General features: G+C 72.8%; 13 protein-coding genes and 1 pseudogene. 11 read left to right on the top strand and 3 right to left on the bottom strand.

All coding sequences use genetic code 11. From position 1 onward, the window contains the following. The 4 genes and pseudogenes from IE239_RS37230 to IE239_RS37215 form a co-directional block, all read left to right on the top strand. Window positions 1-145: pseudogene (locus IE239_RS37230) on the top strand (flavodoxin-dependent (E)-4-hydroxy-3-methylbut-2-enyl-diphosphate synthase); the annotation flags it as partial. Window positions 146-392: 247 nt separating this feature from the next. Next, on the top strand, window positions 393-1,241 hold the full coding sequence (locus tag IE239_RS37225) for a GNAT family N-acetyltransferase (protein ID WP_190153883.1): 849 nt from the start codon (window positions 393-395) through the stop codon (window positions 1,239-1,241). 21 nt (window positions 1,242-1,262) lie between these two features. Further along, window positions 1,263-1,799 (top strand): GNAT family N-acetyltransferase, encoded by a 537-nt coding sequence (locus tag IE239_RS43180; protein ID WP_190153882.1) that lies wholly within the window; start codon window positions 1,263-1,265, stop codon window positions 1,797-1,799. Window positions 1,800-1,906: 107 nt separating this feature from the next. After that, entirely contained in the window at window positions 1,907-3,610 is a 1,704-nt protein-coding gene (locus IE239_RS37215) for a proline--tRNA ligase (protein ID WP_190153881.1), read from the top strand. A gap of 300 nt (window positions 3,611-3,910) precedes the next feature. Here IE239_RS37215 and IE239_RS37210 read toward each other — a convergent pair whose 3' ends face one another. From IE239_RS37210 to IE239_RS37200, 3 genes are read right to left on the bottom strand one after another with little or no spacing between them, the layout of a single operon-like run. Continuing rightward, a complete protein-coding gene (locus tag IE239_RS37210; RefSeq protein ID WP_190153880.1) occupies window positions 3,911-4,813 on the bottom strand; it encodes an aminoglycoside phosphotransferase family protein in 903 nt (300 codons plus the stop codon). 42 nt (window positions 4,814-4,855) lie between these two features. Next, window positions 4,856-5,377, bottom strand: coding sequence for a ferritin-like domain-containing protein (locus tag IE239_RS37205; RefSeq protein WP_190153879.1), 522 nt, complete (start codon window positions 5,375-5,377; stop codon window positions 4,856-4,858). Next, the gene (locus IE239_RS37200) at window positions 5,374-5,952 is read right to left on the bottom strand and encodes a hypothetical protein (RefSeq protein ID WP_190153878.1); all 579 of its coding nucleotides are present in this window, start codon (window positions 5,950-5,952) and stop codon (window positions 5,374-5,376) included. Before IE239_RS37200 ends, IE239_RS37205 begins: the two co-directional genes overlap by 4 nt. Before the next feature lie 224 nt (window positions 5,953-6,176). Between IE239_RS37200 and rimP the strand changes: the two genes are divergently transcribed. From rimP to truB, 7 genes are all read left to right on the top strand, one after another. Next, window positions 6,177-6,689 carry a ribosome maturation factor RimP gene (rimP, locus tag IE239_RS37195; protein WP_190153877.1) on the top strand — a complete coding sequence of 171 codons (513 nt, stop codon included), beginning with the start codon at window positions 6,177-6,179 and terminating at the stop codon, window positions 6,687-6,689. Between the two features lie 2 nt (window positions 6,690-6,691). Next, on the top strand, window positions 6,692-7,678 hold the full coding sequence (nusA, locus tag IE239_RS37190; protein ID WP_190153876.1) for a transcription termination factor NusA: 987 nt from the start codon (window positions 6,692-6,694) through the stop codon (window positions 7,676-7,678). 102 nt (window positions 7,679-7,780) lie between these two features. Continuing rightward, complete coding sequence (locus IE239_RS37185) at window positions 7,781-8,077, top strand: YlxR family protein (RefSeq protein ID WP_190153875.1); 297 nt, start codon at window positions 7,781-7,783, stop codon at window positions 8,075-8,077. Window positions 8,078-8,224: 147 nt separating this feature from the next. After that, the gene (gene infB, locus IE239_RS37180; RefSeq protein WP_190153874.1) at window positions 8,225-11,350 is read left to right on the top strand and encodes a translation initiation factor IF-2; all 3,126 of its coding nucleotides are present in this window, start codon (window positions 8,225-8,227) and stop codon (window positions 11,348-11,350) included. A 181-nt stretch (window positions 11,351-11,531) separates the two neighbouring features. Beyond that, window positions 11,532-11,825, top strand: coding sequence for a DUF503 domain-containing protein (locus IE239_RS37175; RefSeq protein WP_190153888.1), 294 nt, complete (start codon window positions 11,532-11,534; stop codon window positions 11,823-11,825). Window positions 11,826-11,878: 53 nt separating this feature from the next. Further along, the gene (gene rbfA, locus IE239_RS37170) at window positions 11,879-12,328 is read left to right on the top strand and encodes a 30S ribosome-binding factor RbfA (protein ID WP_054239652.1); all 450 of its coding nucleotides are present in this window, start codon (window positions 11,879-11,881) and stop codon (window positions 12,326-12,328) included. Further along, window positions 12,328-13,257, top strand: coding sequence for a tRNA pseudouridine(55) synthase TruB (gene truB, locus IE239_RS37165; RefSeq protein WP_190153873.1), 930 nt, complete (start codon window positions 12,328-12,330; stop codon window positions 13,255-13,257). The genes rbfA and truB overlap by 1 nt, the downstream gene beginning before the upstream one ends. Window positions 13,258-13,351 lie beyond the last annotated feature (94 nt).

Genomic DNA, 13,351 nt, shown 5'->3' with positions numbered 1-13,351 from the left:
GATCTTCGTGAAGGGCGAGGTCATCAAGACCGTCCCCGAGTCGAAGATCGTCGAGACCCTCATCGAGGAGGCCATGAAGCTGGCCGAGCAGATGGAGGCGGCGGGCCTTCCGTCCGGCGAACCGTCGGTGTCCGTCGCGGGCTGACGGGGGTCGTACCGGACGGGAACGCCCGGCCCGTCCGGTAGCACGCCCACGGGGGAGAGTTCCGAGGACGAGTCCCGTTCGGGCCCGGAGCGGCGGTCCGGGGCGGCAGCCCCCGCAAGCACGCCTCCGCCCGGCCCACGGAGCCCACGGTCACGGTGGACGAACGCCGAGCGAACGCAGGGCGGCATCGCAAAGCTTCCGAGGGTACAGTGCGGAGATCAGCAGACCTGAGTGTGAGGCCCCGCGCGTGTTGACCCAGACCACCTCCCGGGTCCTCGAACCGAGCGACCTGGACGCCGCGCTCGCCGTCCTCGACCGCGAGCCGGTCGCCAACGCCTTCGTGACCGCCCGCGTACAGGTCGCGGGCCTCGACCCGTGGCGGCTCGGCGGCGAGATGTGGGGCTGGTACGAGGACGGCATGCTGACCTCCCTGTGCTACGCGGGCGCCAACCTCGTCCCGATCTGCGCCACCCCGCGCGCGGTACGGGCCTTCGCCGACCGCGCCCGTCGTGCCGGCCGCCGCTGCTCCTCGATCGTCGGCCCCACCGAGCCGACGACCCGGCTGTGGCGCCTCCTCGAACCCCACTGGGGCCCGGCCCGCGAGGTCCGCGCCCACCAGCCCCTCATGATCACCGACCGTATGCCCGGCGACATCGCCCCGGACCCCTACGTCCGCCGCATCCGCAAGGACGAGATGGACACGATCATGCCGGCCTGCGTGGCGATGTTCACCGAGGAGGTCGGCGTCTCCCCGATGGCCGGCGACGGCGGACTCCTCTACCAGGCCCGGGTCGCCGAACTCGTCGGCTCCGGCCGCTCGTTCGCCCGTCTCGACGACCGGGGCAGGGTCGCCTTCAAGGCGGAGATCGGCGCGGCCACGTCCCGGGCCTGCCAGATCCAGGGCGTGTGGGTGGCCCCCGAATACCGCGGACAGGGCCTGGCGGCCCCCGGCATGGCGGCGGTCCTGCGCTACGCCCTGGCGGACGTGGCCCCCGTGGTGAGTCTCTATGTGAACGACTTCAACACCGCGGCGAGGCGGACGTACCGCAGGGTCGGCTTCCGGGAGGTCGGCGCCTTCACCAGCGTGCTCTTCTGACGCCCCTGTAGGCTCCCCGCCATGGACCTCGTCATCGGCCCCCTGGACCTTCCCGCCCACGTGGACGAGGCCCTGGCCGTCCAGGCCGTCGCCTTCGGGCTCGGCCCCGACGAGGTGGCCGTCAGACGCCAGATCGTGCTGCGCCACATGACGAACCCGGGCGCGCGCGCCTTCGGCGCGACGACGTCCGAGGGCCGGCTCATCGGCTTCGTCTACGGCATGCCCAACGACCGCGCCCACTGGTGGTCCACCGTCGTCCAGCCCTATCTGCGGGCCCAGCACCACGAGCACTGGCTGGACGACTCCTTCGTCATCACCGAGCTCCACGTCCATCCCGCGTACCAGAACCGCGGCGCGGGCCGGGCGCTGATCACCACGATCACCGACACCGCGACCGAGCCCCGCTCGATCCTCTCCGCGATCGACACGGAGAGCCCCGCCCGGGCCCTCTACCGCTCCCTCGGCTACCACGACCTGGCCCGCCGCGTCCTCTTCCCCAGCGCCCCCCGCCCCTATGCGGTGATGGGCGCCACGCTTCCCCTCCTGCGCCCGGAATAACGGATTTCCGGGCACGCCGCGCTCCCGGCTAACCTCCTAGCCATCACCTTCTCCCGCTCTCGGCCTCGTTCGAGCGGGGGTACCCCATCGGCAGGAGTACGACAACCATGGCCAACGCACCGGTCCAGCGCATGTCCCAGTTGATGGCGAAGACGCTGCGCGACGACCCGGCGGACGCCGAGGTCCTCAGCCACAAGCTCCTCGTCCGTGCCGGCTACGTCCGCCGCACCGCCGCCGGCATCTGGTCCTGGCTGCCCCTCGGCAAGAAGGTCCTCGCCAACGTCGAGCGCATCGTCCGCGAGGAGATGGACGCGATCGGCGCCCAGGAGGTGCTGCTCCCCGCCATCCTGCCCCGGGAGCCGTACGAGGCGACCGGCCGCTGGGAGGAGTACGGCGCCGAGCTGTTCCGCCTTCAGGACCGCAAGGGCGGCGACTACCTCCTCGGCCCGACCCACGAGGAGATCTTCACCCTGCTGGTGAAGGACCAGGCGTCCTCCTACAAGGACCTGCCGGTCATCCTCTACCAGATCCAGAACAAGTACCGCGACGAGGCCCGCCCGCGCGCCGGCATCCTGCGCGGCCGCGAGTTCCTCATGAAGGACTCCTACTCCTTCGACACCGAGGACGAGGGCCTCGCCCACTCCTACGCCCTGCACCGCCAGGCCTACCAGCGCGTCTTCGAGCGTCTCGGCCTCGACTACCGCATCTGCGCCGCGACCGCGGGCGCGATGGGCGGCTCGAAGTCGGAGGAGTTCCTCGCCCCGGCGGAGGCCGGCGAGGACACCTTCGCGGACTGCCCGAACTGCGACTTCGCGGCGAACACCGAGGCGATCACGTACGAGCTGAAGCCGGTGGACGCCGACGGCGTCGCCGCGCTCGAGGAGATCCCCACCCCGGACACCCCGACCATCGAGACCCTCGCCGCCCACCTCGGCGTCCCGGCCTCCGCCACCCTCAAGAACCTGCTGGTCAAGGTCGACGGCGAGATCATGGCCGTCGGCGTGCCCGGCGACCGCGAGGTGGACCTCGGCAAGGTCGAGGCGCACTTCGCCCCCGCCGCCGTCGAACTGGTCACCGCCGAGGACTTCGTCGGCCGCCCCGACCTGGTGCGCGGCTACGTCGGTCCGCAGGGCCTCGGGGACAAGGTCGCCTACATCGCCGACCCGCGGGTGGCTCCCGGCACCTCCTGGATCACCGGCGCCAACAAGGCGGGCACGCACGCGAAGAACGTCGTCGCGGGCCGTGACTTCGAGGTCGGCGCGTACGTCGACGTCGTCGTCGTGCAGGAGGGCGACCCCTGCCCGAAGTGCGGCACCGGCCTGAAGCTGGACCGCGCCATCGAGATCGGCCACATCTTCCAGCTGGGCCGCAAGTACGCCGACGCCCTCAAGCTCGACGTCCTCGGCCAGAACGGCAAGCCGGTCCGCGTGACCATGGGCTCCTACGGCATCGGCGTCTCCCGCGCGGTCGCCGCCCTCGCCGAGCAGACCGCCGACGACAAGGGCCTGTGCTGGCCCGCCGAGGTCGCCCCGGCCGACGTGCACGTGGTCGCCGCCGGCAAGGCGCTGCAGACCGAGCTGGCGCTGGAGGTCTCCGAGAAGCTGCGCGCGGCCGGACTGCGCGTCCTGGTCGACGACCGGGCCGGCGTCTCCCCGGGCGTGAAGTTCACCGACTCCGAGCTGATCGGCGTGCCGCAGATCCTGGTGGCGGGCCGTCGCTCCGCCGAAGGCGTCCTGGAGCTGAAGGACCGCAGGACCGGCGAGCGCGAGGAGCTCACGGTGGACGAGGCGATCGCCCGCCTCACCGCCTGACGCAGGAGCCGTCCCGGAGGGGGCCGAGGGGGCGCACGGCCGCCGCACGGACCTCGCTCGGGCCGTTCCCCGACGGTGCGGCGTGGCAGTACGCCGCCGCGGAGGGGAACGGTCACGGCGACCGGCGGGTTCGCCCCGGCGCCCTCGGGCACGCGGACGACACCGCGACGGCGCCGTCCGCACGGCCCGCGGCGCCCCGGCGACCCGCGCCGTCGACGGTCCCGCCCCGGGCCGCGCATCGACGTCAGCCGGACGTCCCGCCGGGTGCCACGGGTGGCTCCGGGGGCTCGAAGCAGTCCCTCAGAGCCACCCGGCGAACTCCAGCAGCAACTCGGCGTCCCGGGGCCGTCCGACCCGCAGCGCCCGCACCCCCGACTCCACCGCCCGGAAGAGCGTCCACCCCCGCACCCGCTCGGCGTCCAGCTCCAGCGACTCGGCCAGCTTGCGCACCCGCCGCCGCGTGGTCGCCGCCCCCGAGGGGGAGCCGATCAGATCCTCCACCCGGTCACGCACCAGCCGCGCCAGATCGAACGCGCACTCACCGACCACCGGATCCGGACCCACCGCCAGCCACGGCGACCGCTCGGCCGCCAGCACCTTGCTCTGCCGGAACGTGCCGTGCAGCAACCGCACCTCCGGCGCCGTTCCCACCAGCTCCTCCCGGGCGGCGAGCGCCGCGTCCACCAGCCCGGCCGCCGCCACCTCGGAGCCGACGGCAGTGCTCCGCATCGCCTCGGCCTGACGGCCGGTCCGCTCGGCCACCGTCTCGAAGACCCGGCCGGCCGGCGGTTCCACCCACAGCCGCCGCAGCGTCCCCGCCGCCTCCAGCAACGCCTTCGCCTCCGGCAGCGAGCGCACGGACACATCGGGATGCAGCCGTTCCAGGAGCAGGGCCCCCGCCGTCTCCGGCCCGTCCAGCGGTTGCACGGCGCCCAGTCCGTCCCAGTGCACCAGCGCGGCCCGCTCCGCCTCGGGGCGGAACCGGGGCGGGGCCAGCTTCAGCACGGCCGGCGTCCCGTCCGCCCGGCGCACCAGCACGACGAGGCTGGACCGGCCGCCCGGCACCTGGATCCGGTCGACGGTCAACTCGCGCAGCGCGACGGCCTGTCGGAGCGTGTCCGGCAGTCTCTCCAACCAGCCGTCCCCGTCCGGCGCCGTCTCACCGAGCGCCTTGACCAGACGCTGCGGCGGTGCGAAAACCATGCGCGAGTCGTCCCCTTTCCGTGCTCCCGGCCGAACCGGCGGTCACCCCGTGGCCGTGGCGGACGGCGCTGCCGCCGGGGGCGCGGCGGGCGCCGCCGTCGTGGCGGGCGCCGAGCCCGTGGCCGGATCCGTACCGTCCCGCTCCGCGAGACCAGGGAAGGCTACGCTGCTGCCGCGCCAGCGCACCGCGCGCACCGCCGCTTCCCGCAGTGCCGCCGCCGCCTCCCGGCGTCGTGCGTCACCGGCTGCCCGCACCAGGTCCGAGTACACCCCGGCCACGCGTCCCTCGAGCTCGGCGGCGAGCCGCACCGCCGCGGCGGAGTCCGGCACCGGGAACGGCAGCGCGTATCCGGCGCTCGCCGCGACCGGCTCGGCGCCCAGGCCCCGCACCTCGCGCACCAGCGCGTCACGGCGGGCCCGGTGCGTGTCGTAGGCCGCCCGGGCCTCGACGAGCCGTTCCCCGCCGATGCGCCCGCCCACCACCCCGTAGCCGTAGACGGCGGCATGCTCGGCGGCCAGCGCCGCCTGCAGCGCCGTCAGCTCCGCGCTCGTCTCCTCGCTCATCGGGTCCCCTCCGTCAGCAGATAGGCGTGAGCCGCGCCGGCCGCCGCCACCGAGGCCAGCAGCCGGGCCGGTTCACCGGGCAGGCCCACCAGCTCCGCGGCCCTGCGGTCGGCCAGCGCCCGCTCGGCGGCGGCCAGCTGGGCCAGGGCGTCCTTCTCGAGCACCGGAGCCGGGGACGGCCCGGACGCGGGCGGCGGCGCCGAGGCGGAGCCCGAGGGCGGGCCGGCTGGTGAACCGGTGGGGGACGCGGATCGCGACGGGGGCGTCCCGCGGACGCCGCCGAACGCGTCCACGTGCCGGACGACCTCCGCCCGCAGCGGTCCCAGCAGCCCCGCCAGCCCCGGATGCACGGCCAGGACGGCGTCGTACCTCGCCACCAGCCCGCCGCTGTCCGCGGCCGCACGCGCGCGTGCCCGCTCGGCGGCCGCCGGGCTGCCGCTCGCATCCGCGCCGCCCTCCCCGCCGCCGTCGGCGCCCGGGGAGCAGCCGGCCAGGAGCGCCGCTCCCGCGGCGGACGCGAGCAGGGATCTTCTGCGCGGTCCCGACGGGGTGCGCGAGGGGAGGGGGAACGGCACGGCAGACGTCCTCGGAAACTCGTACGAAGGAACACCAAGAAGGGCGACGGGCCCGTGATCACCGTACCCGCGCGTACGCCGCCCACCACTCAGCGGCACCGTGCGCGCGATGCCCGGCCACCCTCCGTGCGCAGGTGGACGGCAACACTCCCTGCGACCGGATACCCTTTGACCAGACACGCGCACCGTCCCACAACAGCACACGCGGCCGAGGAGTCACCCGGATGAGCACCACCCAGAGCGAGAGGCTGCGAGAGCTCCTGGAACCGCTCGTCGCCTCCCAGGGACTGGATCTCGAAGAGATCACCGTGGACTCCGTCGGACGCAAGCGGGTGCTGAGCGTGGTCGTCGACTCCGACACCGGAGCGGACCTGGACAGAATCGCCGATGTGAGCCGCGCGCTCTCGGCGAAGCTCGACGAGACGGACGCGATGGGCGAGGGCGAGTACACCCTCGAGGTCGGCACCCCGGGCGCGGAGCGCGCCCTCACCGAGCACCGGCACTACGTGCGCGCCACGGACCGGCTGGTGAGGTTCCAGCTGACCGAGGGCGGCGAACTGGTCGCCCGGATCGTCGGGGTCGACGACGAGGGGCTCGACGTCGAGGTGCCGGGCGTGAAGGGCCGCAGGGCCACCGCCCGCAGACTCGCCTTCGGCGACGTCGACAAGGCGCGCGTGCAGGTCGAGTTCAACCGCAAGGACAAGAACGACAACAACGAGAAGGAAGAGGAGGCGTAGCCGTGGACATCGACATGAGCGCCCTGCGGGGCTTGGTACGGGAGAAGGAGATCTCCTTCGACCTGCTGGTCGAGGCGATCGAGTCGGCCCTCCTCATCGCCTACCACCGCACCGAGGGAAGCCGCCGTCACGCGCGCGTGGAGCTCGACCGGCAGAGCGGGCATGTGACCGTGTGGGCGAAGGAGGACCCCGACGACCTCGAGGAGGGGCAGGAGCCCCGCACGTTCGACGACACCCCGTCGGACTTCGGCCGCATCGCCGCGACCACGGCCAAGCAGGTCATCCTGCAGCGCCTGCGCGACGCCGAGGACGACGCGACGCTCGGCGAGTACGCAGGCCGTGAGGGCGACATCGTCACCGGCGTGGTCCAGCAGGGCCGCGACCCGAAGAACGTGCTCGTGGACATCGGCAAGCTCGAGGCCATCCTGCCGGTGCAGGAGCAGGTCCCCGGTGAGACGTACACGCACGGCCTGCGCCTGCGGTCGTACGTCGTCCGGGTGGCGAAGGGCGTGCGCGGCCCCTCCGTGACGCTCTCGCGGACCCACCCCGCTCTGGTGAAGAAGCTCTTCGCCCTGGAGGTGCCGGAGATCGCCGACGGCTCGGTCGAGATCGCCGCCATCGCACGCGAGGCCGGTCATCGTACGAAGATCGCCGTCAGGTCCACCCGTTCGGGTCTGAACGCCAAGGGCGCCTGCATCGGCCCCATGGGCGGCCGGGTGCGCAACGTGATGGGCGAGCTGAACGGTGAGAAGATCGACATCGTCGACTGGTCCGACGACCCGGCCGAGATGGTGGCCAACGCGCTCTCCCCGGCCCGGGTCTCCAAGGTCGAGGTCGTCGACCTCGCGGCCCGCTCGGCGCGCGTGACCGTGCCGGACTACCAGCTGTCCCTGGCGATCGGCAAGGAAGGGCAGAACGCCCGGCTCGCCGCCCGTCTGACCGGCTGGCGGATCGACATCCGTCCGGACACCGAGCAGCCGGAGGAATAGATCTCGGCCTGTGGTGGCTGAGATCACGTCAGAGTTCTGCGCGGCAACTGTTCGATTCTGGCCCCAAAGGGGTGAGGTCGGTGCGGGGAGGTAGACTTAGCTGTGTCTGGCCGGACGCCAACCGGAGCATGCCCTGAACGCACCTGTGTGGGGTGCCGGAAGCGAGCGGCCAAGACGGAGCTGCTGCGCATCGTGGCGATCAAGGACGCATGCGTCCCCGATCCACGCGGTACGCTGCCCGGCCGGGGTGCGTATGTGCACCCCGCCCCGGTCTGTCTCGACCAGGCGGTACGCCGCCGGGCGTTCACGAGGGCGTTGCGAGCCCCGGGAGCGCTCGACACGAACGCGTTGCGCCAGTACGTCGAGCAGACGAACGTCGCCGAACAGGCGACACCGTAAGAAGGCGTCGCACGGAACCTCCGTGCGGCTCTGGTACCCCGCGAGTTGGAAGTAGGTCGAGATTGCGATGAGCACTCGATGAGCACGCGATGAGTACGCCCATGAAGTAGCGACGGTCCGGACACACCCGGACCTAAAAGGAGCGAAGTGGCTAAGGTCCGGGTATACGAACTCGCCAAGGAGTTCGGGGTGGAGAGCAAGGTCGTCATGGCCAAGCTCCAGGAACTCGGTGAATTCGTCCGTTCGGCGTCTTCGACCATCGAAGCGCCCGTTGTCCGCAAACTGACTGACGCCTTCCAGGGCGGTGGCAGCGGCAGGTCCGCGAAGCCCGCCCCGCGCAAGGCTGCCCCCAGGCCCGGTGCGCCCTCTCCGGCGCAGGCGGCCCGTCCGGGCCCGGCCGCTCCGCGGCCGCCCGCCCCCAAGCCCGCCGCGGCGCAGACGCCCGCGGCTCCGGCCGCGCCGGCCGCCTCGTCGGCCCCCGCGCCGGCCGCCTCCGGCCCGCGTCCGATGCCGGGCCCCAAGCCCGCACCGCGTCCGGCCCCGGCCGCCCCGGAGTTCACCGCTCCGCCGGCCGCTCCGGCCCAGTCGGCCCCGGCCCCGTCGGGTCCGGCGCAGTCCGCCCCCCGCCCGGCCTCCCAGGGTCCGCGCCCCGGCGCGCCCCGTCCCGGCCGTCCCGCGCCCGGCCAGGACCGTGGCGACCGCGGTGACCGCGGTGACCGCGGTCAGCGTCCGGCCGCGGCCCAGGGTCCGCGTCCCGGCGGTTCCGGCGCCCCCCGTCCGGGCGGTGCCCGTCCGGCCGGTCCGCGTCCGGGCAACAACCCCTTCACGTCCGGCGGCAACGCCGGCATGGCGCGCCCGCAGGCGCCCCGTCCGCAGGGCGCCCCGCGTCCCGGCGGCCCGGGTGCTCCCGGCGCCGGTCCCCGTCCCCAGGCCCCCGGCGGCCAGGGCGGCGGTCCGCGTCCGCAGTCTCCGGGCGGCGCACGTCCGAGCCCGGGCGGCATGCCCCGTCCCCAGGGCGCAGGCCCCGGCGGTCCGCGTCCCGGCGGCGGTCCGCGTCCCAACCCCGGCATGATGCCGCAGCGTCCCGCTGCCGGCCCGCGTCCCGGCGGCGGCCCCGGCGGCCGCGGTCCCGGCGGTGCGGGTCGTCCCGGCGGCGGCGGTCGTCCCGGTGGTGGCGGCGGCTTCGCCGGCCGTCCCGCCGGTCCCGGCGCCGGCGGCGCCCGTCCGGGCGGTGGCGGCGGCTTCGCCGGTCGTCCCGGCGGTCCCGGCGGTGGCGGCGGCTTCGGCGGCGGCGGTGGCCGTCCCGGTTTCGGCGGTCGTCCCGGCGGCCCCGGTGGCCGTGGTGGCACGCAGGGCGCCTTCGGCCGTCCCGGCGGTCCCGCGCGTCGCGGTCGCAAGTCGAAGCGGCAGAGGCGCCAGGAGTACGAGGCCATGCAGGCCCCGTCGGTCGGCGGCGTGATGCTGCCTCGCGGCAACGGCGAGACCATTCGCCTGTCGCGCGGTGCCTCCCTCACCGACTTCGCCGAGAAGATCAACGCCAACCCGGCGTCACTCGTCGCGGTGATGATGAACCTCGGTGAGATGGTCACGGCCACGCAGTCCGTCTCCGACGAGACGCTGCACCTCCTCGCCGGCGAGATGAACTACACGGTTCAGATCGTCAGCCCCGAGGAGGAGGACCGCGAGCTGCTCGAGTCCTTCGACATCGAGTTCGGCGAGGACGAGGGCGACGACGAGGACCTGGTGGTCCGTCCGCCGGTCGTCACCGTCATGGGTCACGTCGACCACGGAAAGACCCGACTGCTCGACGCCATCCGCAAGACGAACGTCATCGCGGGCGAGGCAGGCGGCATCACCCAGCACATCGGTGCCTACCAGGTCTCGACCCAGGTCAACGACGAGGACCGCGCGATCACCTTCATCGACACCCCGGGTCACGAGGCGTTCACCGCCATGCGTGCCCGTGGTGCCCGGTCGACGGACATCGCGATCCTGGTCGTCGCGGCCAACGACGGCGTCATGCCGCAGACGGTCGAGGCGCTCAACCACGCCAAGGCGGCCGAGGTCCCGATCGTCGTCGCGGTCAACAAGATCGACGTCGAGGGCGCCGACCCGACCAAGGTGCGCGGTCAGCTCACCGAGTTCGGTCTGGTGGCCGAGGAGTACGGCGGCGACACGATGTTCGTCGACATCTCCGCGAAGCAGGGTCTGAACATCGACTCCCTGCTGGAGGCCGTGATCCTCACCGCCGACGCCTCGCTCGACCTGCGGGCCAACCCCGGCCAGGACGCGCAGGGCATCTCGATCGAGTCCCGTCTCGACCGCGGCCGCGGCGCCGTGGCGACGGTCCTCGTCCAGCGAGGCACCCTGCGGGTCGGCGACACGATGGTCGTGGGCGACGCCTACGGTCGTGTCCGCGCCATGCTCGACGACAACGGCAACAACGTCGCCGAGGCCGGCCCGTCGACGCCGGTCCAGGTCCTGGGCCTGACCAACGTCCCGGGTGCGGGCGACAACTTCCTCGTCGTCGACGAGGACCGCACCGCCCGCCAGATCGCCGAGAAGCGTGCCGCCCGCGAGCGGAACGCCGCCTTCGCCAAGCGCACGCGCAGGTTCTCCCTGGAGAACCTGGACGCCGCCCTGAAGGCCGGCGAGGTCCAGCAGCTGAACCTGATCATCAAGGGTGACGCTTCCGGTTCGGTGGAGGCCCTCGAGTCCTCCCTGCTCCAGCTGGACGTCGGCGAAGAGGTCGACATCCGCGTCCTGCACCGCGGCGTCGGTGCGGTCACGGAGTCCGACATCGACCTGGCGATGGGCTCGGACGCCATCGTGATCGGCTTCAACGTCCGCGCGGCCGGCCGCGCGGCGCAGATGGCCGAGCGCGAGGGCGTGGACGTCCGGTACTACTCGGTCATCTACCAGGCGATCGAGGAGATCGAGGCGGCCCTGAAGGGCATGCTGAAGCCGGAGTACGAGGAGGTCGAGCTCGGCACGGCGGAGATCCGCGAGGTCTTCAAGTCGTCCAAGCTGGGCAACATCGCCGGTGTCCTGGTCCGCTCGGGCGAGGTCAAGCGCAACACCAAGGCGCGCCTCATCCGCGACGGCAAGGTCATCGCGGAGAACCTCAACATCGAGGGCCTGCGTCGCTTCAAGGACGACGTCACCGAGATCCGCGAAGGCTACGAGGGCGGTATCAACCTCGGAAACTTCAACGACATCAAGATCGACGACGTCATCGCGACGTACGAGATGCGGGAGAAGCCGCGGGTGTAGGCAACCGTGGTCCGCACCGGCCGGCGGGGATCGATCCCCGCCGGCCGGTGCGGCGTCCGGCGGACGCACGAGCGGGGAAAACCCCTTCGGGCGGCCGCCGTGAACGTTGTACCGTTCTCGATGTCCCTGTCCCATGGCGGCAGGGCCATCGATCCCGTACCGGCGGGTGAACCGGATACACATGTACGTGGGGACTCTGTCCTTCGACCTCCTCCTCGGCGACGTACATTCGCTGAAGGAGAAGCGCTCCGTCGTCCGTCCGATCGTCGCCGAGCTCCAGCGCAGGTTCGCGGTGAGCGTGGCCGAAGTGGACGACCAGGACCTTCACCGCAGGGCCAGGATCGGCCTCGCCGCGGTCTCGGGTGACGCGGAGCACCTGACCGGTGTACTGGACCGGTGCGAACGGCTGGTCGCCGGGCGCCCCGAGGTGGAGCTGCTGTCGGTCAGACGCCGCTTCCACGGCGAAGACGACTGACCGACCGACCGACCACGCAAACGCAAGAAGAAGAAAGAACGGGAGACGGACCAGTGGCCGACAACGCGCGCGCCAAGAGGCTGGCGGACCTCATCCAGCAGGTGGTGGCCCAGAAGCTGCAGCGCGGGATCAAGGACCCGCGGCTCGGCTCCCACGTCACCATCACGGACACCCGGGTCACGGGTGACCTCAGGGAGGCGACCGTCTTCTACACGGTGTACGGGGACGACGAGGAGCGGGCGGCCGCGGCCGCCGGCCTGGAGAGCGCCAAGGGCGTCCTGCGCTCCGAGGTGGGCCGCGCGGCCGGCGTGAAGTTCACGCCGACGCTGGCCTTCGTCGCCGACGCCCTGCCGGACAACGCCCGCACCATCGACGACCTCCTCGACAAGGCGCGCGCCGCCGACGAGAAGGTCCGCGAGGTGTCCGCGGGCGCCGGCTACGCGGGCGACGCCGACCCGTACAAGAAGCCCGGTGACGAGGACGAGACGGACGACTCCGCCTGATGAACCGCAAGCCGACCCCGCCCGACGGCCTTGTCATCGTCGACAAGCCGTCGGGCTTCACTTCGCACGACGTCGTGGCCAAGATGCGGGGCATCGCGGGGACCCGCCGCGTCGGCCACGCCGGCACGCTCGACCCGATGGCGACGGGCGTCCTCGTCCTCGGCATCGAGAAGGCGACCAAGCTCCTCGGGCACCTCGCGCTCACCGAGAAGGAGTACGTGGGCACGATCCGGCTCGGCCAGACGACCCTCACCGACGACGCCGAGGGCGAGATCACGGGGTCCACGGACGCCTCGAAGGTCACCCGGGACGCGATCGACGCGGGCGTCGCCAAGCTGAGCGGCCGCATCATGCAGGTGCCGTCCAAGGTCAGCGCCATCAAGATCAACGGCGTCCGCTCCTACAAGCGGGCCCGCGACGGCGAGGACTTCGAGATCCCGGCCCGCCCGGTCACCGTCTCGTCCTTCTCGGTGTACGACGTCCGCGACGCCGTCGCCGAGGGGTCCCCCGGGACGGAGTCCGGGGGAGGCACCCCCGTCCTGGACCTGGTCGTCTCCGTCGTCTGCTCCTCCGGCACTTACATCCGCGCCCTCGCCCGCGACCTGGGCGCCGATCTCGGCGTCGGCGGCCATCTCACCGCCCTGCGCCGCACCCGCGTCGGCCCCTACAAGCTGGACTCGGCGAAGACGCTCGACCAACTCCAGCAGGAGTTGAGCGTGATGCCGATCGCCGACGCGGCCGCCGCCGCGTTCCCCCGCTGGAACGTGGACGCCAAGAGGGCCCGGCTGCTCCTCAACGGCGTTCGGCTCGAGATGCCCGACGAGTACGCGGGCGCGGGCGCCGTGGCCGTCTTCGACCCCGAGGGCCGCTTCCTGGCGCTGGTGGAGGAACAGAAGGGCAAGGCGAAGAGCCTCGCCGTACTCGGCTGAGGCGCTCCCGTCCGGCCCGTGGAGCGGCGAACACGGGGTGCTGCTGCGCCGCCGCTCCACGGTCCCCCCACCGTTCCCCCACTTCCAGGGTGTA

It is taken from the genome of Streptomyces humidus, from assembly GCF_014649655.1.
GTDB lineage: Bacteria > Actinomycetota > Actinomycetes > Streptomycetales > Streptomycetaceae > Streptomyces > Streptomyces humidus.
Note: the sequence above shows the minus strand (reverse complement) of the source record. Positions and strands in the feature narration are given on the sequence as shown.